Source organism: Vagococcus fluvialis (assembly GCF_003337315.1).
In the GTDB taxonomy this organism is placed as follows: Bacteria; Bacillota; Bacilli; order Lactobacillales; family Vagococcaceae; genus Vagococcus; species Vagococcus fluvialis.
Genome location: NZ_QPJV01000001.1, coordinates 158,847 through 181,886, shown reverse-complemented (window position 1 = coordinate 181,886; position 23,040 = coordinate 158,847). Strand labels below are relative to the sequence as shown.

General features: G+C 32.7%; 22 protein-coding genes. 19 read left to right on the top strand and 3 right to left on the bottom strand.

What is annotated here, in order from left to right; all coding sequences use genetic code 11:
- Positions 1 to 660: a DNA alkylation repair protein gene (locus DFR54_RS00870; protein WP_114288506.1), complete on the top strand. Its 660-nt coding sequence runs from the start codon at positions 1 to 3 to the stop codon at positions 658 to 660.
- A gap of 21 nt (positions 661 to 681) precedes the next feature.
- Here the strand turns inward: DFR54_RS00870 and DFR54_RS00865 are convergent, their stop codons facing one another.
- Positions 682 to 1,095 carry a GNAT family N-acetyltransferase gene (locus DFR54_RS00865; RefSeq protein WP_114288505.1) on the bottom strand — a complete coding sequence of 138 codons (414 nt, stop codon included), beginning with the start codon at positions 1,093 to 1,095 and terminating at the stop codon, positions 682 to 684.
- Positions 1,096 to 1,228: 133 nt separating this feature from the next.
- Between DFR54_RS00865 and rlmN the strand changes: the two genes are divergently transcribed.
- From rlmN to pcp, 12 genes are all read left to right on the top strand, one after another.
- Entirely contained in the window at positions 1,229 to 2,299 is a 1,071-nt protein-coding gene (gene rlmN, locus DFR54_RS00860; RefSeq protein ID WP_114288504.1) for a dual-specificity RNA methyltransferase RlmN, read from the top strand.
- A 287-nt stretch (positions 2,300 to 2,586) separates the two neighbouring features.
- Complete coding sequence (locus DFR54_RS00855; RefSeq protein ID WP_114288503.1) at positions 2,587 to 3,309, top strand: gamma-glutamyl-gamma-aminobutyrate hydrolase family protein; 723 nt, start codon at positions 2,587 to 2,589, stop codon at positions 3,307 to 3,309.
- A gap of 16 nt (positions 3,310 to 3,325) precedes the next feature.
- A complete protein-coding gene (locus DFR54_RS00850; protein WP_114288502.1) occupies positions 3,326 to 4,963 on the top strand; it encodes a peptide ABC transporter substrate-binding protein in 1,638 nt (545 codons plus the stop codon).
- A 173-nt stretch (positions 4,964 to 5,136) separates the two neighbouring features.
- Positions 5,137 to 6,507 (top strand): MFS transporter, encoded by a 1,371-nt coding sequence (locus DFR54_RS00845; protein WP_114288501.1) that lies wholly within the window; start codon positions 5,137 to 5,139, stop codon positions 6,505 to 6,507.
- A gap of 193 nt (positions 6,508 to 6,700) precedes the next feature.
- Positions 6,701 to 7,783: a glycine cleavage system aminomethyltransferase GcvT gene (gene gcvT, locus DFR54_RS00840; protein WP_114288500.1), complete on the top strand. Its 1,083-nt coding sequence runs from the start codon at positions 6,701 to 6,703 to the stop codon at positions 7,781 to 7,783.
- 23 nt (positions 7,784 to 7,806) lie between these two features.
- Positions 7,807 to 8,187, top strand: a complete 381-nt coding sequence (gene gcvH, locus DFR54_RS00835; protein WP_086343017.1) for a glycine cleavage system protein GcvH — start codon at positions 7,807 to 7,809, stop codon at positions 8,185 to 8,187.
- Positions 8,188 to 8,192: 5 nt separating this feature from the next.
- Positions 8,193 to 9,515 carry an aminomethyl-transferring glycine dehydrogenase subunit GcvPA gene (gene gcvPA, locus DFR54_RS00830; protein ID WP_114288499.1) on the top strand — a complete coding sequence of 441 codons (1,323 nt, stop codon included), beginning with the start codon at positions 8,193 to 8,195 and terminating at the stop codon, positions 9,513 to 9,515.
- The gene (gene gcvPB / locus DFR54_RS00825; protein ID WP_114288498.1) at positions 9,512 to 10,942 is read left to right on the top strand and encodes an aminomethyl-transferring glycine dehydrogenase subunit GcvPB; all 1,431 of its coding nucleotides are present in this window, start codon (positions 9,512 to 9,514) and stop codon (positions 10,940 to 10,942) included. The genes gcvPA and gcvPB overlap by 4 nt, the downstream gene beginning before the upstream one ends.
- Positions 10,943 to 11,031: 89 nt before the next feature.
- Entirely contained in the window at positions 11,032 to 11,922 is an 891-nt protein-coding gene (locus DFR54_RS00820) for a mechanosensitive ion channel domain-containing protein (protein ID WP_114288497.1), read from the top strand.
- 143 nt (positions 11,923 to 12,065) lie between these two features.
- The gene (locus tag DFR54_RS00815) at positions 12,066 to 12,752 is read left to right on the top strand and encodes a DUF969 domain-containing protein (RefSeq protein ID WP_114288496.1); all 687 of its coding nucleotides are present in this window, start codon (positions 12,066 to 12,068) and stop codon (positions 12,750 to 12,752) included.
- On the top strand, positions 12,752 to 13,675 hold the full coding sequence (locus DFR54_RS00810; RefSeq protein ID WP_114288495.1) for a DUF979 domain-containing protein: 924 nt from the start codon (positions 12,752 to 12,754) through the stop codon (positions 13,673 to 13,675). The genes DFR54_RS00815 and DFR54_RS00810 overlap by 1 nt, the downstream gene beginning before the upstream one ends.
- A 20-nt stretch (positions 13,676 to 13,695) precedes the next feature.
- A complete protein-coding gene (gene pcp / locus DFR54_RS00805) occupies positions 13,696 to 14,343 on the top strand; it encodes a pyroglutamyl-peptidase I (RefSeq protein ID WP_114288494.1) in 648 nt (215 codons plus the stop codon).
- 10 nt (positions 14,344 to 14,353) lie between these two features.
- Here the strand turns inward: pcp and DFR54_RS00800 are convergent, their stop codons facing one another.
- Positions 14,354 to 15,217, bottom strand: a complete 864-nt coding sequence (locus tag DFR54_RS00800; RefSeq protein WP_114288493.1) for a LysR family transcriptional regulator — start codon at positions 15,215 to 15,217, stop codon at positions 14,354 to 14,356.
- Between the two features lie 111 nt (positions 15,218 to 15,328).
- On the opposite strand from DFR54_RS00800, the gene DFR54_RS00795 reads away from it, so the two are divergent.
- Positions 15,329 to 15,943: a histidine phosphatase family protein gene (locus DFR54_RS00795; protein WP_167800007.1), complete on the top strand. Its 615-nt coding sequence runs from the start codon at positions 15,329 to 15,331 to the stop codon at positions 15,941 to 15,943.
- 18 nt (positions 15,944 to 15,961) lie between these two features.
- Here DFR54_RS00795 and DFR54_RS00790 read toward each other — a convergent pair whose 3' ends face one another.
- Positions 15,962 to 17,299 carry an alkaline phosphatase family protein gene (locus DFR54_RS00790; RefSeq protein WP_114288491.1) on the bottom strand — a complete coding sequence of 446 codons (1,338 nt, stop codon included), beginning with the start codon at positions 17,297 to 17,299 and terminating at the stop codon, positions 15,962 to 15,964.
- Between the two features lie 414 nt (positions 17,300 to 17,713).
- Here DFR54_RS00790 and aroE point away from each other — a divergent pair, with 414 nt between their 5' ends.
- Genes aroE through DFR54_RS00765 form a run of 5 tightly spaced genes read left to right on the top strand, consistent with a single transcriptional unit; the run spans position 17,714 to position 23,034 of the window.
- Complete coding sequence (gene aroE / locus DFR54_RS00785) at positions 17,714 to 18,589, top strand: shikimate dehydrogenase (RefSeq protein ID WP_114288490.1); 876 nt, start codon at positions 17,714 to 17,716, stop codon at positions 18,587 to 18,589.
- Positions 18,590 to 18,603: 14 nt separating this feature from the next.
- Complete coding sequence (aroF, locus tag DFR54_RS00780) at positions 18,604 to 19,638, top strand: 3-deoxy-7-phosphoheptulonate synthase (RefSeq protein ID WP_114288649.1); 1,035 nt, start codon at positions 18,604 to 18,606, stop codon at positions 19,636 to 19,638.
- Positions 19,639 to 19,653: 15 nt separating this feature from the next.
- Complete coding sequence (gene aroB / locus DFR54_RS00775) at positions 19,654 to 20,718, top strand: 3-dehydroquinate synthase (protein WP_114288489.1); 1,065 nt, start codon at positions 19,654 to 19,656, stop codon at positions 20,716 to 20,718.
- A gap of 15 nt (positions 20,719 to 20,733) precedes the next feature.
- Positions 20,734 to 21,900 (top strand): chorismate synthase, encoded by a 1,167-nt coding sequence (gene aroC, locus DFR54_RS00770; RefSeq protein WP_114288488.1) that lies wholly within the window; start codon positions 20,734 to 20,736, stop codon positions 21,898 to 21,900.
- A 27-nt stretch (positions 21,901 to 21,927) separates the two neighbouring features.
- Complete coding sequence (locus tag DFR54_RS00765) at positions 21,928 to 23,034, top strand: prephenate dehydrogenase (RefSeq protein ID WP_114288487.1); 1,107 nt, start codon at positions 21,928 to 21,930, stop codon at positions 23,032 to 23,034.
- Positions 23,035 to 23,040 lie beyond the last annotated feature (6 nt).

The following is a 23,040-nucleotide window of genomic DNA, read 5'->3' as shown; positions in this document are numbered from 1 at the left end:
ATGAAACCATTTCAATTAATTCCTGAACCGGATAATAAAATACCTATGGAAAATTATATGAAAAACAACTTTATTTTTTTAGGTGTGAAATCTCCGTCTAGAAAAGAACAAAGTAAAGATTTGATTAAACAAAGTCGTTATATGACAAGTAAGGAACGCTTTATTTTAGTTAAGGATTTATACTCAAAAACGGAACGAGAATATCAATATATCGCAATTGATATTTGCCAAGTTAATGCTTCGAAAATGAATTATGACGAACTAATTGCGTATTTACCATTAATTGAAGAAAAAGCTTGGTGGGATTCAGTAGATGCTTGGCGTAAGGTGTTTGGTGATTACATCAAAAAACACCCTGATGAGAAAGAGAAAGTCTTTGAGTTATTTTTCAAGCATTCTAATTTTTGGATGAGACGAATTTCAATTATTTTACAATTAACAGAAAAAGAAAAAACAGATAAAACGATGTTAACAAAAGAAATTCTTTTTGATTTAGAGACAGATGAATTTTTTATTCAAAAAGCTATCGGTTGGTCCTTAAGACAATATAGTAAAGTTAATCCAAAGTGGGTTAAATCATTTGTGATTGAGCATAATTTGAGCGCATTAGCCGAAAGAGAAGCACTTAAACAAATACGAAAAGGTGAGGTTGTGATATAAGTAGGTCACAACCTCATCCTTTTATAGTTCTTTTATAAAAAAATGTTCTGTTCCAGTTAGTGGATAATTTTCTAAGACTAAAACTTCTTGGTAACCGAATTTTGGATAGTAATCTTTTCCCTGAAAACCAAATGTCGAAATGAAAATATAGCGACATTTTTCTTTTAAAGCAAGTGATTCAACCTGTTGAAGTAATTGTTTGCCATAGCCGTGGCTGCGATAGTTCTCTTCAACTGCGAGATAGTCAACTTCCATCCAATTTCCAAATATTTCTCCGCTGATACCTGCAACTAATTGATTGTCATCATTTTTGATAGATAATAAAAACTCTTTTTGTTCTTTAGTTTCAAAATGTTGTTGATTGTATTTAACTAAAATATCCCGTAATTCTTTAATATCTTCTTTTTTTGGTGCTAATGATTCTTCAAATTTCATGAAACCAACCTCCTTTAGTTATTATAACTATTTTTTTAAGATTGACTATTAAATTTATCTTAATTAGATTGCAAAGACTTTGTGAATGTTTTATAGTGATAAAGTGTACAATCAGGAGAAAGTAGGAGTCAGTATGAAACCATCAATTTATGGGTTAACACAAACGGAATTAACCGATTGGCTTGTTAATCAAGGAGAAAAAAAGTTTAGAGCAACACAAATTTGGGATTGGTTGTATCAAAAACGGGTATTAAATTTTAGTGAAATGAAAAACTTATCTAAGAGTTTATTAGAAAAATTAGAAGAAAATTTTATTTTAAACCCTTTAAAAGAGATTGTAGTTCAAGAGTCTGCAGATGGAACAGTTAAATACTTATTTGAATTAGAAGATAAGCATATGATTGAAACAGTCTTAATGAGACAAAAATACGGACTTTCAGTTTGTGTAACAACTCAAATTGGCTGCAATATTGGTTGCTCATTCTGTGCCAGTGGTTTATTAAAAAAACAAAGAAATTTAACAGCTGGAGAAATTGTTGCTCAAATTATGCAGGTTCAACATTATTTTGATGAGCGTAATGAAGGTGAACGAGTTAGTCATATTGTTGTTATGGGAATTGGAGAACCATTTGATAATTATCATAATGTGATGAGTTTCTTAACTATTATGAATGACTCAAAAGGACTTAATATTGGTGCAAGACACATGACAGTCTCGACAAGTGGACTAGTACCAAAGATTAAACAGTTTGCAAAAGAGCCAATGCAGGTTAACTTAGCAATATCTTTACATGCACCAAATAATGATGTGCGAACTAAAATGATGGTCATTAATAAAGCTTATCCTCTAGAAAGACTAATGGATGCCGTTGATTTTTATTTAGCTGAAACTAACAGAAGAATTACTTTTGAATACATTATGTTATCAGGAGTTAACGATTTGCCAGAACATGCTGAACAATTAGCAGAGCTACTTAAAAATAAGAAAAAACTATCTTACGTGAATTTAATTCCTTATAATTCAGTGAGTGAACATGACACGTATCAAAGAAGTACTAAAAAAGACATTATTGCTTTTTATGAGATTCTTAAAAAGAATGGAATTAATGCTGTTATGCGACAAGAATTTGGTACAGATATTGATGCAGCGTGTGGTCAGTTAAGAAGTAAGCAAATGAAAAATAAGACAAAAAAAGCAATCTAATCTCTTAGGTTGTTTTTTTATTGATTTAATTTGTTGACTTATTGTAAGCAATTTGATAAGATTTTTCCCAATACATTAAAGATAGATTAAATTTTTTCATCTAGACTTTAGTGATAACTTACAAAGGGGTGGTTTTTAATGAATAAAGAGACACAAGTATTTTTTGTTAGTCGTGTTTATTTGAAATGGCAGGATAGTGCTGCCAGTGATTGTGAAGGCTACCAGTGTTGTTGTCGCTAGATTATTAATTAATAATATTTGAAAATTAAATAGATGAGGAAGATTTGATGACAAAACCGATTATAGGTATTTCTTTAAATGAGACAGAAGATTCAGGAGCAAAATTACATAATTTGCCAATTAATTATTTACCAGCAGGTTATGTAAGAGGTGTGCAACAAGTAGGAGGACTACCTATTCTTTTACCTGTGTCTTCAAAAGAAGATGCAAAAAGCTATGTGACACAAATAGATAAATTAGTTTTAACTGGGGGACAAAATGTTAACCCTAAATTTTATAATGAAAAACGTCTTTTTGATGAATCACTAATGTTAACGCCTCGTGATGAGTTTGAGTTAGCATTAATTCATGAAGCCATTCGTCAAGAAAAACCAATCTTTGCTGTTTGTAGAGGTCTACAATTACTAAATGTTGCTTTAGGAGGGACTCTTCATCAAGATTTAAGTAAAAGAGATATTGAACCTGTTAAACACATGCAAGATCCAACACCAAGAGAAATTCCAACTCATAGTGTCACAATTAAAGAGGATAGCTTGATTAGTCAAGTTTACGGAAATGAAACTAAGGTTAATTCTTTCCACTTCCAAGCTATTAAAGATGTAGCTAAAGAACTTGTTGTCACAGCAACTAGTGAGGATGGCATTGTTGAAGCTGTTGAGAGTTTAGATGAGAAAAATCGTTGGATAGGTCTTCAGTGGCACCCTGATTTTTACTTTGAAGAATTTGAAAAAGAACGTCAAATGTTTGATTTCGTTGTCAACGAGTTGTAATGGAGGGACTTAGAAAATGAAAAAGAAATTTAGTGGCTTATTGTTAGTGACTGCTCTTGTCTTATCGGCTTGTGGAACAGGAAAAAATACTGATTCAGTGAAAGATGAAAAAAGGGAAGTTAAACAGGAAATTAATGTGGTTTCAACTGGAGAGTTATCAACTTTAGACAGTGCACTTTATTCAGATGTTAACAGCTCTGACATGATTGGGCAAGGAATGGAAGGATTATATCGTTTAAACAAAGATGGCTTACCTGAACTTGCTATGGCCAAAGAAGAACCTAAAGTTAGTGAAGATGGTTTGGTCTACACTTTTACAATTAAAGATGAGGCTAAGTGGTCAAATGGAGACGCTGTTAAAGCAGAAGATTTTGTTTATTCTTTTAAAAATGTGATTGACCCAAATTACGGTTCAACAAGTAGTAACCAAATGGATATTTTTAAAAATGGTCGAGCTATTCGTGAGTCCAAAAGTGAACTAGATTCTTTTGGTGTTAAAGCATTAAATGATAAGACTTTAGAATTAACTCTAGAGTATCCAATTCCATATTTAGACCAAGTTTTAATTGGAACACCTTTTATGCCAAAAAATGCTAAATTTGCTGCTGAGAAAAAAGAAGCATATGGAACAAGTTCAGATGATTTTGTAGGGAATGGACCTTTCTTAGTTCAAGGCTGGAGCGGTGCCAATGATACATGGGAACTTGTTAAAAATGACCAATATTGGGATAAAGATAATGTCAAACTTGATAAAATAAATGTTCAAGTTGTTAAAGAGGTTGCAACTGGTGTTCAAATGTTTGAAGCAGGTGAAGTGGATTATACAACCTTAAGTGATACGTATGCTCAAGAATATAAAAATTCAGAGCAAGCAACTTTTGTACCAAAAGCAATGGTTGGTTATCTAAGTCCTAATCAAAAACGTGAAGTTACAGGAAATGTTAATGTTCGTAAAGCCATTTTACAAGGTATAGACAAAGAACAATTTGCTAATGAAATTTTAGGTGACGGCTCCCTTGCATTAAATGGATTTGTCCCAGAAAATTTTGCAAAAGATCCAGTTAATCATGAAGATTTTAGAAAAGAAAATGGTGACTTATTACCTTATGATTTAAAAGAAGCTCAAAAGAGTTGGGACTTAGCTAAGAAAGAATTAGGTAAAGACACAATTGAACTTGAATTAATGTCAGCTGATTCAGGGACTGCTAAGAAAACAATCGAATATGTTCAAGGTCAGCTAGAACAAAATTTACCAGGACTAAAAATTAATTTAAAATCAATGCCTCTACAAAATAGATTAGATTTCCAAAATAAAGGAGAATTTGATTTAGTTTTCGGAACTTGGACACCGGATTATTCAGACCCAATTAACTTTTTAGAATTTTATGATTCAAAAGGTGGATTAAATACGGCTAAGTACGAAAACCCTGATTACGATAAAGGGTTAAGTGAAGCAAGATTTGATTTAGCTAAAACACCTGAAAAACGTTGGGAAAAACTATTAGATTTAGAAAAAATCTTAATTGAAAAAGATGCAGGTGTGCTTCCTTTATACCAAGGCTCAGTAGGTTATTTAAAATCTGATCGTTTACATGATATTCAAGTTTTTCCTTTTGGACGAACTGTTTCTTATCGTTTAGCTTACGTTAAATAATCTTTAAAGCAAAAAAAACTTTTATTACTTGACATTGATTTATTCATCTTTTAAAATAAAGATATATAAATCGTACAGATAACACAAAATTAGTTTTGTGTCGAGAGAGAGGCGAAATTTATCATTTTGATGAATTTCGGCTCTCTTTTTCTGTGGTAATGAGGGAGAGAATTATGGAACAAAAAAAATTTCATGTTAATTTAGCAGTCCTTGCGACTGGTATGATGTCTTTTGCAGGTGTATTAATTGAAACGGCGATGAATGTAACTTTTCCAACCTTGATTAAAGAATTTGGAATCACTACAAGTCAAGTTCAATGGGTAACGACTATCTATTTATTGATGATCTCAATTGTTGTGCCATTGTCATCTTATTTAATTAAAAATTACAGTAAAAGACAATTGTTTTTAGCATCAAGTCTCTTTTTTGTAGCTGGAGTAGTGATTGATGCTTTTGCTTTTTCATTCAGTATGTTGCTGATAGGTAGACTTTTACAAGGTGTGGCTACAGGGATTGCTTTACCCTTAATGTTTAATATTATCCTAACTAAAGTTCCCCTTGAAAAAAGAGGAATGATGATTGGTATTGGTAATTTAACGACATCTATTGCTCCAGCCATGGGACCGACATATGGTGGTATTTTAACAACTCAACTAGATTGGAAATATATTTATATTTTATTATTACCCATTCTAGCTATTTCAACTTTAATTGGTTTATATGCAATTCCAAAAGAAGAACAAAGTAAAACAGATTCAATCAATATGAAAGCAGCTATTTATTTATCAGTTATGTTTACAGGGCTTTTATTCTTCTTTAGTTATCTACAATCAGTCTTTGGTTTTATTTCTCTAGCAATTGGTATTGTAGCGGCTATTTTATTTTATAAAGCAAATCAAGAAAAAACATTACTTAATTTAAACGTCTTTTCAAACAAAATGTTTTCAATTTATTTGGCTTCATTTTTAATTTATCAAGTCTTACTTTTAGGTGTATCATTTGTGTTACCAAACTACATTCAAATTGTTTCTGAAGTACCAGCTTCAAGAGCTGGCGTAATGATGTTTCCAGGTGCATTAGTTGGCGCATTATTTGCTCCATTATCAGGCCAAATGCTGGATAAATTAGGCTTTAAAAAACCTATTGGAATCGGTATTTTAACGGCAATTGTTGGTTGGTTAGGTTTAATTTTTGTGATTCAAACAGGTAACATGCTCTTAATTACAACTTGTCACGTTATATTTATGATAGGTGTTGGTCTTTCTTATAGTAATGTTATGACAGTTGGTTTATCAGCAATTGACACGACTTTACAGGACGATGGTAATGCAGTTTTTAGTACATTACAACAATTTATGGGGGCTATATCAACTTCTTTTGTAGCAATTATACTTGATGTGTTTCAACGTTCAAATAGTGATTACAAAGTTGGAACTCAGATTGGTGCTAAGGTGGCTTTGATTAGTTTGTTCATTTTATTAATTATTACAAGTGTTTTTGTTTTTAAAACGTTTTCAAAAAACAACGAAAAAAGTACTATTTAATAATACAGAAGGTTAATCGTTCTTATTTAAGGATGATTAACCTTTATTTTTTTTATTTGTAGATAAAATATAAAATAAAAACGAACATTAAAGAAATATCGGTTTGCTCTTTTTTCTTGCATAAAATATGGTATGATTTATTTATAAAAGATTTTTAAAGCGTTACTATTTGAATAGAGAGGGGAAGTATTTAATGAACAAAAGAACACCACTTTATCAAAATCATGTTGATTTAAAAGGGAAAATCGTACCTTTCGGAGGATATGAGCTACCTGTTCAATATGGGGCAACGGGATTAGTTAAGGAGCATATGGCAGTACGTGAGTCTGTTGGACTCTTTGATGTATCACATATGGGAGAAATTTTTATTGAAGGAAAAGACGCATTAGCGAACATTCAGGAAATTTTTACCAATGATTTTAAAGATATGGCAGATGGCCAAATAAAATATACATTAATGTGTAATGAAAAGGGCGGTATTATTGATGATTTGATTTTGTATAAATACAATAATCAAAAATACATGGCCGTGGTGAATGCTTCGAATAAAGAAAAGGACTTCGAATGGATTTCTTCACATATTACTGGAGAAGCAGAGGCTATAGACCGAAGTGAGGCAACTGGTTTAGTAGCACTTCAAGGCCCAAAAGCCAAAGCAACTCTTGAAAAACTAATCAAAGCAGAAGATTTCCCAGCTAAATACTACACCTTTAAAGAAGGAGTAGTGTTAGATGGTATGATTGTTGACGTTTCTGAAACTGGCTACACTGGCGAGAATGGCTATGAACTTTATACAAAATCAGAAGATGTGGTTAAAGTTTGGGAGCTACTTCTTGAAGCAGGAGAAGAATTTAATATTGTACCTTGTGGTTTAGGTGCAAGAGATACTCTACGTCTTGAAGCAGGTATGCCATTATACGGTCATGAGATGAGTGAAGAAATTAATCCCTTACAAGTAGGGTTAAGATTTGCAGTTAAATTAAAAAAAGAAAGTTTTATCGGTAAAGGAGCTTTACTTAACAATGATGCGAAAAAAATAAGAGTAGGTTTGAAGATTACTGGAAAAGGCATAGTTAGAGAAGAAGCACCGATTTTTGTTAAGGATAAAGAAATTGGTATCTCAACATCTGGAACTCACGCTCCTTTTTTAGGCTATGCTATAGCAATGGCACTAGTTGATAAAGATTACGCTGAAATTGGGCAAGAAGTAGAAGTAGAAGTACGTAAAAGACGCATTAAGGCAGAAGTTGTACCGATGCCTTTTTATAAAAAATAAGAAACTTTTAGGAGGAATTTAGTATGTCAAGACCAACAGAAATAAACTATTTAGCAACTCACGAGTGGGTTAAATTTATTGATGAAACAACTGCAGTAGTAGGAATTACTGATTTTGCTCAAGAACAATTAGGAGATATTGTTTTTGTGGAACTTCCTGAAGTAGATCAAGAAGTGACAAAAGGAGAGCAAATTGCAGAAGTTGAATCAGTTAAAACTGTTTCTGATATTTATACACCATTTACTGGTGTTATTTCAAAAATTAATACTGAGTTAGAAGACGCACCTGAAAGTGTTAACGAAGCTCCTTTTGAAAATTGGTTATTCGAAGTAAGTAACATTACAGATAAAGAAGAATTATTAAATCTTGAAGCATACAATGAAGTGGTTGAAGAGGAGGCTTAACATTAATGGGGAACTATAACTACATTCCATCTAGTCAAACAGAGCAAGATGAATTAGTGAAGATACTAGGACTAAATAGTGTGGATGATTTATTTAAAGAAATACCAGAATCTTTACGAATTAAAGAATTAAATATTCCAAGTGGCAAATCGGAAGTAGAAGTTCGTCGTATTATGGAAGGAATAGCTCAAAAAAACCAAGTATTTCATTCGATTTTTAGAGGTGCTGGTTCTTATTATCATTATATTCCTTCGATTGTTAAGCAAATTACATCAAAAGAAGAATTTTTAACAGCATATACACCTTACCAAGCTGAGATTAGCCAAGGTATTCTACAATCTATTTTTGAATTCCAAACAATGGTTTCAGAAATGACAGGTTTACCAATTGCTAATGCATCTGTTTATGATGGTTCTAGTGCAGCAGCTGAAGGTGTTAATATGTGTATTGATCGTCGTCGTAATAAAGCACTTGTTTCTGCAACAACCCATCCAATGACCATTCAAACAATTAAAACTTATTGTCACGCTATGGGGACAGAAGTTGTGATTGTACCTGAAAAAAATGGTGTTACAGATCAAGAAGCTCTTGCCTCTTTATTGGATGAAACAACGGCTTGTCTTTATGTAGAACAACCTAACTACTACGGTATCATTGAATCATGCGAAGAGTTAGCAGAAATAGTTCATGAAAGTAAAGCTAAATTCATTATGGGAATCAACCCAATTACGTCATCAGTTTTAAAAACACCATTTGAGTGTGGCGCAGATATTGCTACTGGTGAAGGTCAGCCTTTAGGACTTGCTATGAACTTTGGTGGCCCTTACTTAGGCTTTATGGCTACAACTGAAAAAATGACACGTAAATTACCTGGACGTATTGCAGGTCAAACAGTTGATAAAGACGGAGAACGTGCCTTTGTATTAACACTTCAAGCACGTGAGCAACATATTAGACGTGAAAAATCATCTTCTAATATTTGTTCGAATCAAGCACATTGTGCCTTAACTGCTAGTGTTTATTTATCAGCAATGGGACCTAATGGCTTAAAAAATGTGGCTGAACAATGTTACAGTAAAGCTCATTATTTACAAAAAGAATTAAGTAAAATTGATGGATTCGGATTAGTTCATTCAAGTGAATTTTTCCATGAATTCTTAACACATTCACCAATTAATCCTACAGAAGTTAATAAAGCCTTACAAGAAAAAGGTATCTTAGGCGGATTACCAGTAGGGGATAATATTTTATGGTGTGTCACAGAACTTGCAACTAAAGAAGAGATGGACTATCTTGTTTCAACATTAAAGGAGGTTACTAAAGGATGAAATTAGTATTTGAAAGAAGTGTATCAGGCCGCAGTAATGATTTTATTCCTGCTTTAGATGTTGAAAAAGTTGAGCTGCCAGAGAGTTTTTCTCGTAAACAAGATTTACGTTTACCTGAAATTTCTCAAGTAGATATGAGTCGTCATTATACAGAACTTGCTGATAATAGTTTTGGTGTCAATAATGGTTTCTATCCATTAGGCTCATGTACAATGAAATATAATCCAAAAATTAATGACGAGATGGCTAATTTACCAAACTTTGGTCAGATTCATCCGTTGCAACCTATTGATACTGTGCAAGGGTCTTTAGAAGTTCTTCATACAGCTGAAACTCTCTTAGGCGAAATTACAGGAATGGATGCTATGACTTTCCAACCAGCAGCTGGAGCTCAAGGCGAGTTGACAGGAATTATGTTGATTAAAGCTTACCATGAAGATCGTGGTGACTTTAAACGTAATAAAATTATTGTGCCAGACTCAGCTCATGGAACGAATCCAGCTACGGCGTCTATGGTAGATTATGAAACTATTAATATTCCATCTAAGGACAATGGTCGTGTTGATTTAGAAAAATTAAAAGAAGTTGTTGGAGATGATACAGCTGGTTTAATGCTAACTAATCCAAGTACAGTTGGTTTATTTGAACATGACATCATTGAAATTACAGAAATTATCCATAATGCTGGAGGACTTTGTTATTATGACGGCGCTAACCTAAATGCCATTATGGGAACTGTTCGTCCTGGAGATATGGGCTTTGATGTGGTTCACTTAAATATTCATAAAACATTTTCAACTCCACATGGTGGCGGTGGACCAGGATCTGGGCCAATTGGCTGTAAAGAAATTTTAATGCCTTACTTACCTAATAATCATGTCATTAAAGTTGGCGATAGGTTTGAATTTGAAACTGCTGAAAAAACAATTGGAAGTGTGAAAACATTTTACGGTCATTTTGCAGTTGTTGTTAGAGCGTTAACTTATATTCTATTCTTAGGTAAAGAGGGAATTCCCCAAGCTTCAAGAACAGCTGTATTAAATGCTAACTATATGAGACATGAGCTAAAAGATTACTATGATATGGCTTATGAAGGTCCATGTATGCATGAGTTTGTTATGACTTTAGATAAGCTTAAAAAAGAAACAGGTATAACAGCTTTAGATGTTTCAAAAGCACTGCTTGATAATGGTATGCATCCACCTACCATGTACTTCCCTGATGTGGTGAAAGAAGCGTTAATGCTTGAGCCAACAGAAACGGAAAGCAAAGAAACAATGGATAAAGTGATTAAAGTTTTCAAAGAAATTTATGAGACCGCACATGAAAATCCACAAGCTATTAAGGATGCGCCAGTTAATACAATTATTAAACGTGTTGACGAAACTCAAGCAGCAAGAAATCCAATTTTAACTTATCAGTTTTAATGATTAAGAACTTCCATTTATTTGGGAGTTCTTTTTTTGTCTTATATTATGTTAAAATTAATTAAGCCATTAAGAAAGAAGTGGGAAATATGAATCAATATGTAGAAGATTTACAAAATTCTATATTGGGAAACTTAAATAAGGCAGTTGATAACCGAAATTTATATTATAATAATTTGACCAAAACTATTGTGGTACTTATCTTTTTTGTTCTTTTATTTATGTTATGTAAAAAAGGACTAAATCGAATGAATTTAGATCCAAATAAGCAAAGAAGGATTCATAGAAGAATTAAAAATACTCTATTAACTCTTTGTTTGATTTTAATTTCAATTATTTGGATAAATGCTCTAAACTCATTAGTTATTATTTTAATTTTATTAGCTTTATTTGCTACAGTTTTAATTAGAAGTACATTAGATAATATTATTGGTTGGTATTTCATTAGAAAACGACATTATTTTAAATTAAACCAACGTATTGAGATTGGTGACAAGATTGGTAAAGTGGTTGGCGTAAATTTTTTCTATTTTGAGATAGCTGAAATCAAAAATTGGTTAACATCAGAAAGCTTCACAGGACGTATTATTAAAATTCCTAATAAAGAAATATTAGATAATGAGGTTTTCAACTATAATTACTTAAATCAAATGGTTAGACAAGAAATTAGTTTTATTATTCGACATGATAGTAATTATCATGATGCAAAAGAAATTGTAGAAGAGACATTACATACATACTATGAAAATGAAATCTATTCTATGAATGATGGAGAATTGTATGAAAAGTTGAATATTCCGAGTGAACCGTCTTTTCACTTAGATATTGCAGAGTCAGGCCTAGTTCTTTCTTGTCAATTTTTAGTTGATTTTCATAAAGTATCAGCAGTGAAAACAAAGTTAAATGAGACGATATTAGAAGCATTTAATACTCATCCTGAAATAGAATTTGCAGTTCTTGAAATTAAACAAGTTAATTAAAACGAATCTTAAAAAGGTTCGTTTTTTATATTTTTAATGTAAGCACTAAGAGAAAAGGGCTTTCTTTTTTTGAAAATCCTTTAAAGTATAGTAAAATAAAAAAGTTATTATTTTTACTAATAGATAAAGGGAGAGAAAAACATATGGAGTGGATTAAACTTATCGGTATCGTTATTATCGTATTAGGATTTATCTTTAAATTTGATACGATTGCAGTTGTAGTAGTAGCCGGACTTGCTACAGCACTTGTTTCTGGTATTACACCAGTTGAATTTTTAGAAGAATTAGGAAAGGCATTTGTAGATCAAAGAATTGTAACAATTTTCTTTATCACATTACCTTTAATTGGACTTGCAGAGTCCCATGGCTTAAAAGAGCAGGCTGTTAACCTTATAAAAGGGGTTAAAGGGCTAACAACAGGTTGGTTCTTAAGTATTTATTTAATTATTAGAGAGATTGCTGGGGCATTTTCAATTCGTTTAGGTGGTCACCCACAATTTGTTAGACCTTTAGTTCAACCAATGGCAGAAGCGTCAGCGGAAGCTAAATATGGTGAATTAAAAGATGAAGACAAAGAATTAATTAAAGCTAAATCAGCTGCTATGGATAACTATGGTAACTTCTTTGGCCAAAATACTTTCTTAGGAGCAGGTGGTGTCCTATTGATTGTTGGTACCTTAGATTCAATGGGCTATAAAGTTTCAGGATTAGATATTGCGAAAGCTTCTATACCAATCGCTTTAATTATGGTAGCTGTCGGAGTGATATCAAATATGTTATTTGATAAAAAACTTAGTAAAAAATATAAAAATGAAGGAGAGAATAAATAATGGAAACTTTTTTTAATAATTTATTAGAATTCTTCTTTATTTTAATTGGTTTACAACTAATCTATACAGCATATAAAGTATTTACGAATAAATCAAATTCAAAAAGAATAGGAACATCTCTTTTTTGGTTAGATTTAGGTCTTTTATTTATGTTAGGTAAATTTTTACCAAATATTGCCAGTGGTCTTTTAGTTGTTTTATTAGGTGTTATTTCACTATTTAGACAATTTGAAGTTAGTAAATTTGCAGCATTTGATCAAGAAAAACTAGAAAAAGAAGCTAAGAAATATGGAAACAAAATTTTTATTCCTGTTTTATCTTTAGCAGTTGTTTCTGTTGTTCTTGCTTTCTTTATTCCATTATCAAGTAAATCAGCTATTGGTGTAGCGGCAATTGTTGGTATTATTTTAGCTATGCTTATTTTTGGTTCAAAACCTAAGCATGTCATTGAAGAGAGCGACCGTATGGTTCAAACTATGGGAACTTCAGGTATTTTACCTCAGTTATTAGCAGCACTTGGAGCTATTTTTACAATTGCCGGTGTTGGAGATGTTATCTCACAAATGATTGGTGGCTTCGTTCCTGAAGGAAACCGACTAGCCGGTGTTACTGCCTATGTATTAGGAATGGTAGTTTTTACCATTATTATGGGAAATGGTTTTGCAGCCTTTACAGTTATTACTGCTGGTGTTGGTTTACCATTTGTTATTGCACAAGGTGCAGATCCTGCAATCGCTGGAGCATTAGCCTTAACAGCAGGTTATTGTGGTACTTTATTGACACCAATGGCAGCTAACTTTAACGTGTTACCAGCTTCATTACTTGAAATGGAAAACCCTTACGGTGTGATTAAAGAACAAGTACCTGTTGCTGTGATTATGATTATTGTTCATATTGCCTTAATGTATTTCTGGGCATTTTAATTAAAGAGAGGAAGATTTAAATGAAAATTTTAGTAACTGGTTTTGATCCATTCGGACAAGATACAATGAACCCTGCTATTGAAGCAGTTAAAAGATTACCTGATACTATTTCTGGAGCAGAAATTATCAAATTAGAGATTCCAACAGTATTTAACAAGAGTGCTGAAGTGACTCGTGAAGCAATGGCAAAACACGATGTTGACTATGTATTAAATATTGGTCAAGCAGGAGGTCGTTTTGATTTAACACCTGAGCGTGTGGCGATTAACTTGGACGATGCGCGTATTCCAGATAACGAAGGTAATCAACCAATTGATGTTGAAATTAAAGCTGATGGAGAATCTGCTTACTTTTCTCAACATCCAGTTAAAGCAATGGTGACAGCTATTAAAAATGCTGGTTTACCTGCTTCTGTTTCAAATACAGCTGGAACTTTTGTATGTAACCATATTATGTACCAAAGTTTGTATTTAACTCACAAAGAATTCCCTAAAGCTAAAGCTGGCTTTATGCATGTACCGTTCTTACCAGAACAAGTTTTAGAGCGCCCAGGGATGCCTGCTATGAGTTTAGAAGATATTACTCGTGGGATTGTGGCAGCTATTGAAACAATTGTTGAATTTGATGGTAAAGAAGACTTAAAAGCAATCGGTGGGCAAACTCACTAGAAAAAAGAAGCTAATCGTAATTGATTGGCTTCTTTTTCAGTTTTGAAATAAGTTCATTTTTAATTGACTGACTATTAGGTGTTTTACTTGAATAAAGATAAAAATCTCTTGGTTCAAAGGAAATATTTTCTATTTGAACTTCTTTTAGTTTTTCGGAAAAGATTAAATATTTAACAGCAGTATAAGAAGTTAAGTAAATACCTTGTTTTAACTGGCTAGCAATTAAGGCATTCGATTGACCTGTTACTTCTACAGAAAAGATAGGTGAGAGATCTTTATTCTGTTCTAAAGTAGTTTGTAAGAAACTACCTGTTTCACGTTTTATAAATTGATAATTAGCTATTTCTTTTTTACTTAGTTTATCTGGACAATAATCAGGATGAGCAACAAAAATAAGATAATCTGTAAATAAATAATCTCGTTTAAATTTTAGGGAATTGGATATCTCTGGCAAAATAGCGAAATCAATTAGATTTTTTTCTAATTTTTCAAATAAAGTTTGAGTATTTTCAATCATAAAACTTAAATTAATAGTTGTTTTTTCAGACTCTAAAAGGAGAGATTTCATTAAGTATTCACTGTTTAATTGAGTTGTTCCAATAGTTAAATAAGTATTTTTTTGTTTAGTTAATAGAGATTCAATTTGTTTTTCCTGTGAAAAAAGAATAGCTGCTTCATCAAAAAGTTGTTTACCTAAATCAGTTAATTCAATTTGGCGACCACTTTTTTTGACTAAAGTGACATGAAATTCTTTCTCTAAATTCTTTATATGTTTAGTTAAAGCTGGTTGACTGATATGTAGATGTTTACTGGCTTCAGTTAAGGAATTGTACTGGAATGCTTCATAAAAAAATCGTAATGAGTGTAAATTCATTTTATCCTCCTATAACTTTTTATTATGAATTAGTGTCATATTGGTATTATAAATCATTTCTTTTTTAATTTACAATAAATGAGTGTAAGGATAAGAAATGGGGAAACAAAAATGAAAACGACAATTTATTTTATTAGACATGGACAAACGCAGTGGAACAAAGAGCAACGTATGCAAGGGTGGCAAAATTCAAATTTGACTGATTTAGGAAAAGAACAGGCTGATTTATTAGGGAAAAAATTTAAAAAAGAAAATTTACAATTAGATCTGTTTTATTCAAGTCCAAGCCCTAGAGCCTTAGAAACCGTAAATATCATTAATCAATCTTTAGGTGTTGAAACTCTTGAAGAATTTGGTTTTCAGGAAATTAATATGGGAATTTGGGAAGGTAAAACATATCCAGAAATTATAGAAAAAAATCCGGAAGAATGGCATAATTTTTGGGAGAAACAAGAAGATTTTAAGGCTGACAATAAAGGAGAAACTTTTGAAGAGTTATCTTGTAGAAGCTTTAGTAGTTTAAAAAAAGCTATTAAAGACAATGAAGGAAAGCAAATTGGAATAGTCTCACATAGAATAACGATTAAAAGTATGATTGCAGATTTACTTGGAATTTCTAAAAGTGAACTTGAGGATGTTGAACCAAATAGTGTGACTAAGGTAAGTATTCTTGATGGTGTTACTACCTTAGAAGTTTATAGTGACATATCTCATTATGAAAAATAAAGAAAGAACAAATCAGAATTAACTGGTTTGTTCTTTTTCTACACACTTCTGTTCCAGCCGATTTTCTTTAAATATATCTTCAATACATGTGCCGCTAACTTTTTCAGGGAATTTTTTTAAATTTAAAATTTTAGCAAAAGTTGGAGCTTCATCTACAAGCAATGCTTTTTCTATTTTGTAATTTTCTTTAATATTTGGTCCATAAAAAATGACTGTTGTATCATAATCAGGTTTACTTGGATGTGATCCGTGAATACCGAGATAACGATTGAGTTTTCGAATATCAGCTGGTGTTACTTTTTCAAAAATATCTCCTTGTGCTTCATCGTTGAAATAAAAACCATTAGCTGCTTCAACCATAAAAGTAGCATCCGGATCAGCCCCCATCTCAGCACTTTCTTCAGAAGTATAAATTATCTCAATCCCATTCAACTCGTTAATTGCTTGATAAATTTCTGTAGGATCAACTTGGCTTGTTTTTTTACAGTAAACATATGTAGAACCATCACAACTTTTAGCATATACTTGCCAATTATTTTTTATAGCACCGTTAGGTTTCATTTCAGCCCAACCTTTTCTGACAAATAAAGCATTTAATTTAATCATTGTATCTACATCTAACTGATAGTGATCTCCAAGGACAACAAAGTGTGTGTCATCGAAAGTTCCGTTATCTTTAGTTGCTTGAATGATTTCAGCTACTCGTTTATCTTGACGGATAAGAGCCTCAACTGCTTCACTAGATTGAACCCCGTGAGCATGTCTCATACTGTCCATATCAACAAGATGAACTAAAGTTAAATCAGGTTGTTTATTTTTAATCGTATCGACTGCACAAGCTGTTATAAAATCATCTAAATAAGGTTGTAAAATACCTCTTCTTAAATGCCCATATTTTTGATTCATCAGGAGTAAAAATAATGGCGAACTTGCTTTTAAGGAAATCATAACTTGGTTAGTCCAAATTCGATTTGGAAAAATTTCTGCAATATTATAATCAATGCTACTACTAGCAGTTACTGGCCAAAGAAAGGCTGCAGTTGTTAGTCCTTCTTGTTTGGCAACGTCATAAATAGTGGGTACTTTTATTTCTTTGTCATACCAGTACCAATCAGGTGATAGTCTTGTTGACTGAATTTTAGTATTATTAACAACACCGTGTTCTTTAGGGTACATTCCAGTCATAAGTGTTACATGGGAAGGGTAGGTAAGTGTTGGGTAGATGCCAGTCACTTTTTCTACGTGTGTTCCACGGTTTATAAGTTTAGACAAAGTGGGTAGTTTGTCTTTGTGTAATGTGATGTCTAGTGCACCTAAGGCATCAATTGAGATAATAATTAACTTCTCTTTCAAAATAACCCCTCCTTAGAAATAATTATAACAATAAAAAAATTTTTTGAAAAATAAATTGACAAGTATTTTTTTTATGGGTATACTGTGTTCAATTATTAAATAAAACACGTTGGAGTGAAGGACATGAACAAAACAATTACTCGTCAAACCTCACAACTAAATAACTTTTACTTTAGCTATTATAGAGCATGTTTGTAACCATTCAATTCGTGGGTACAAACAAAACGTTTGTATCTATGAGGGCTAGAGAACTTTAACTTGACTTTAAAGGCCGCATAGATGATGAAAAATCTATTGTGGCTTTTCTTTTTGATATTGAATACGTGATGTATTTGAAAAAGACGGTAACTTTAGATTTGATGTATCAATCTATGTAAAGTTATCGTCTTTTATTTTTATAATTAGGGAGGAGAACCAATGAAAGAATCAATTTCAGGATACACACAATTAGCAGGAGTTATCGCCGATCCAATTAAACATAGTTTGTCACCAATGATTCATAATAAAGCTTATGAACTTGAAGGTGTGGATGCTGTTTATCTTGCTTTTGAAGTGACAAAGGAAAATTTTAATCAAGCTATTGAATCCATCAAAACGTTTAATATGTTAGGTGTTAATATCTCAATGCCATATAAAAAATTAGCTTTAGAAGCTTGTGATGAGTTATCAAAAGAAGCACAGCTGATTGGCGTTGTTAATACTATTATTTTAAGGGATGGACAATTAGTTGGCTATAACACTGACGGCATTGGTTTTATTCATAGCCTCAAAAGTCAACAAGTAGAAGTCAAAAATAAATCGATTACTGTTTTAGGAGCAGGTGGTGCAGGTAAAGCTGTTATTTGTCAGTCTGCTCTTGAGGGAGTAAAGGAAATAAATGTTTTTAAGAGAAAAAATAAAACGTATTACCATGCCAAAGAAGAACTAGAAGTTATTTCTCAGCAAACAGGAACATTGATAAGACTATTTGATTATGAAGATAGTCAAAAAATGGAAGAGATAATCGCTAGTAGTCAAATAATCGTTAATAGTACGCAACTTGGTATGGGAGAAGATAATTCACTACCTACACCAAGTATGGAGTCTATAACAAGCCAACATGTATTAGTTGATTTAATTTATCATCCACTAGAAACTGAGTGGCTAAAACAAGGAAAAGAAAAAGAAGCAAAAGTAATTAACGGCCTAGGAATGCTAGTTCATCAAGCATCATATGCCTTTAACTTAATGACAAAAAAGAAAATGCCAGTTGAAAAAATTGAAGAGTTTTTAAAAGAAACATGGCAACAATAGGAGAGAAAAATAAAATGATTATTATTATGAAACAAGATGCAACTAAAGAGCAAGTAGAAGCAGTTATTAGACGAGTAAAAGAAGCTGGATTAGAAGTTCACTTAAGTGAAGGCAAAGATAAAACAGTTATTGGATTAGTCGGAGACACAGAAAAAATGATTGACGTTCCTTTTAGAGGCTTTGATGGTGTTTCAGATACAGTTAGAGTGACAAGTACATACAAACTAACGAGTCGTGAGTTTCATCCAACAGACACAATTGTTGATGTTGATGGCTTAAAAATTGGTGGCGATGAAGATTTCGTAACAATGGCAGGCCCTTGTTCGATTGAAGGTTTAGATCAAATTACGGAATGTGCAAGAATTGCTAAAGCTGGTGGAGCAACAGTTCTTCGCGGAGGAGCCTTTAAACCAAGAACTTCGCCATACGCTTTCCAAGGATTAGAAGAAGAAGGATTAAAATACATTCGTGAAGCTGCTGACAAGTTTGACATGAAAGTTATTACTGAAGTAATGGATGAAGCTAACTTAGAATTAGTTGCTAAATACACTGATATTTTGCAAATTGGTGCACGTAATATGCAAAACTTTAAGTTACTTCAAGTAGTTGGAAAGACAGGGTTACCAGTTGCCTTAAAACGTGGTATCTCTGGAACTATTGATGAGTGGTTAAATGCTGCTGAGTACATTGCAGCTGCTGGGAATCAAAAAGTGATTTTTGTAGAACGTGGGATTAGAACATACGAAACAGCTACAAGAAACACATTAGATTTAAGTGCTGTTCCTGTTATTCAAAAGTTAAGTCACTTCCCAATTATTGTAGACCCGAGTCACGGTGTTGGTGTTTGGGATTACGTTACACCAATGGCTGTTGCAGGAGTCGCTAGTGGTGCTTCAGGAATGATTGTTGAAATTCATCCAGAACCAAATAAAGCTTGGTCAGATGGTCAACAAAGTTTAAATGAAAAACGTTACATGAATATGATGGAGCAAGTAGATGTTATGGCAGAAGCGATGAAAAAAGTAAAAGAAATTAGAGAAAAAATTTAAGGGAGTTTTTCTAAAATGAAGTTAAGTGTGAATTTACCAGATAAAGCCTATGATTTGTTAATCGAAAAAGGGAAACTTGAGACAGTGGGAAATTGGGTTTCAAGTTTATGGGAAAAGCAAAAAATTGTTATTATTACTGATGATACAGTTAATGAACTTTATGGAAAAAAAGTAGAAGAATCAATTAAAAATGAAGGTTTTGAGGTATTTACATTTTCTATAAAACCAGGAGAAAAAAGTAAGAGTCTTGAATCAGCTGAGAAAATTTATCATTTCTTAGCTGAGGTAGGGATGACTAGAAAAGACGGTATTATTATTCTTGGTGGTGGTGTTGTTGGTGATTTAGGAGGTTTTGTGGCTTCTACTTATATGAGAGGTTTACACTTTCTTCAAATACCAACAACCTTACTTGCTCAAGTAGATAGCAGTATTGGTGGAAAAACGGCAGTTAATACAAAAATTGCTAAAAATCTTGTTGGAACTTTTGCTCAACCAGATGGCGTTTTAATTGATCCTAATACTCTTTTGACTTTAGAAAATAGACGCATTAAGGAAGGTCTAGCAGAAGTGGTTAAATCAGCAGCTATTGCAGATTTGAAGCTGTGGGAATTACTAGAGACGATTCCAAATGAACATGAAGCTTTAAATTTTAGTGAGGAAATAATCTATGCTTGCTGTAATGTAAAAAGAAGAGTTGTAGAAGAAGATGAAAAAGATGTCGGTATCAGATTGATTTTAAACTTTGGTCACACGATTGGTCACGCAGTAGAACAGACAAAAGGATACGGTGTCGTGACTCACGGTGAAGCTGTTTCAATTGGAATGTGTCAAATAACCAAGCAAGCAGAAAAATTAGGAACTATGCCAAATGGAATTTTAGAAAAACTAACTCAAATGTTAGAAAAATTCCATTTACCAACTAGTTTAGAAAGTTGGGATGAGGCAAGTCTATATGAAGCCTTAACTCATGATAAAAAAACAAGAGGAAATAAAATCCGAATTATATTACTAGAAACAATTGGTCAAGCCAAAATAGAAACCATTGACCTTGAAAAAATGAAGGATTATTTGAAACAATAGAAAGGGAGTAAAAAAATGAGATATTTTACAGCAGGAGAGTCCCATGGACCAGAATTAACAGCTATCATAGATGGATTACCAGCAGGAATTCCAATTTCAGTAGAAGTAATTAATCATGATTTAAAAAGGCGTCAAGGAGGATATGGCCGCGGTGGACGTATGCTGATTGAAACAGATACTGTTGAAATCACATCAGGAGTTAGACATGGAAAAACATTAGGTTCTCCGATTACCTTAGTTGTTAAAAATGATGATTTTAAAAACTGGGAAACGGTTATGGGGATAGATCCTGTTGATGATAGAGCAAAAAAAATGCGTCGTTTATCCAAACCAAGACCAGGTCATGCTGATTTAGTTGGTGGAATTAAATTTGAACATGATGACTTACGTAATGTGTTAGAACGTTCATCAGCTCGTGAGACAACAATGAGAGTTGCAATTGCAGCAATTTGTAAACAAATGCTTAGAGAATTAGATGTAGAAGTAGCTAGTCATGTTCTTGAAATTGGTGGAGTGAGAGGTCAAGTGCCAGAAAGAATGACTGTTGTTGAAATTCAGGAAAAGGCAGAAAATTCAGTTGTTAGATGTGTCGATCCAGAAATTGAAGAAGCGATGAAAGAAAAAATTGACCAAACGAAAAAAGATAAAAATACGATTGGTGGTGTTGTTGAAGTTGTTATTGGCGGTGTGCCAATTGGTTTAGGTAGCCACACTCAATGGGATACAAAACTTGATGGTAAAATTGCTCAAGCAGTTGTTTCGATTAATGCTTTTAAAGGAGTCGAATTTGGTGTTGGTTTTGAAGCTGCGAGACTTTACGGTAGTGAGGTTATGGATGAAATTATTTGGAGTAAAGAGGATGGCTACACACGAACTAGTAATAATCTAGGTGGTTTTGAAGGTGGAATGACAAATGGCATGCCAATTGTAGTTCGTGGCGTGATGAAACCAATCCCAACTTTATATAAACCATTACAATCTGTTGACATTGATACAAAAGAAGTTTACAAAGCAAGTGTTGAAAGATCAGATAGTTCAGCAGTTCCGGCTGCTAGTGTCGTGGCTGAAGCTATGGTCACAATCGAAGTGGCGAAAGCTATGTTAGATAAATTTGAAAGTGATTCATTTAACCGAATGAAAGATGAAGTCAAACGTTATCGCGAGTACACTCTTAATTTCTAAATTTAACTAAGAGAGGACTTGTACAACATGACAAACAAACAAGTATTAATGATTGGAACAGGGTTAATTGGTTCTTCCCTTGCTCTTTGTATCAAAGAAGTTCATCCTGAAATAAAAATTTTAGGCTTTAGTAACAAGGAATCAGAACTAGTTGGGGCAAAAAGTCATCATATTATTGATGATTTTAGCCTTAATTTAGAAGAAGTAGTAGCAAAAGCAGATGTAATTTTCTTTTGTACCCCTGTGTCAGTTACTTTAAACTTAATGGAAAAAATAAGTCGATTTTCTTTGAAAAAAGATGTGTTACTTACAGATGTGGGAAGTACAAAGAAAGAGATATTAAAAAAATCAGAAGTTTTTACCAAAAAGGGATACACTTTTATCGGTGGTCATCCAATGGCGGGTTCTCATAAATCAGGTTTTTTAGCAGCAGACAAAGATTTATTTGAAAATGCTTTTTATATTTTAGTTAATGAAGATAAACAACAAACTAAACAAATAGCAGAGTTAAAGGAACTACTTAAGGGAACGCGAGCTAAATTCACAGAATTATCTGCTAATGAACACGACCAAATTACTGGTGTATTAAGTCACATGCCTCATATTATAGCTTCACAGTTAGTAGAACAGGCTGAGGAGTTAATTCAAAAAATACCAGCATCTAAAAAGCTAGCGGCTGGTGGTTTTAGAGACATTACACGTATAGCTTCCTCAGACCCTAAAATGTGGACCGATATTTCTATGAGTAATGCCGAAGTTTTGATAACTGAAGTAGATAAGTGGCTAGCTAATTTAGGAAATTTCAAAGATAAATTAATAAGTAAAAATAGTAGCGAGATTTTCACTTTTTTTGAAGAAGCAAAAAAGGTACGTGATGATATTCCTGTTCATCAAGAAGGAACAATTCCTTCATTTCATGATTTGTATGTTAATGTACCTGACTATCCAGGTGCTATTGCAGAAGTCACAACTATTCTTGCTAATGAAAGAATCAGTTTAATTAATATCAAAATCATGGAAACAAGAGATGATATTTTTGGGATTCTTTGTATTTCATTTAAAAGTGAAAAAGAATTAATGAAAGCAAAACACGCAGTGACTAGTCAAACGAATTATCAAGTAGTAGAGGAGTAGAAGGCA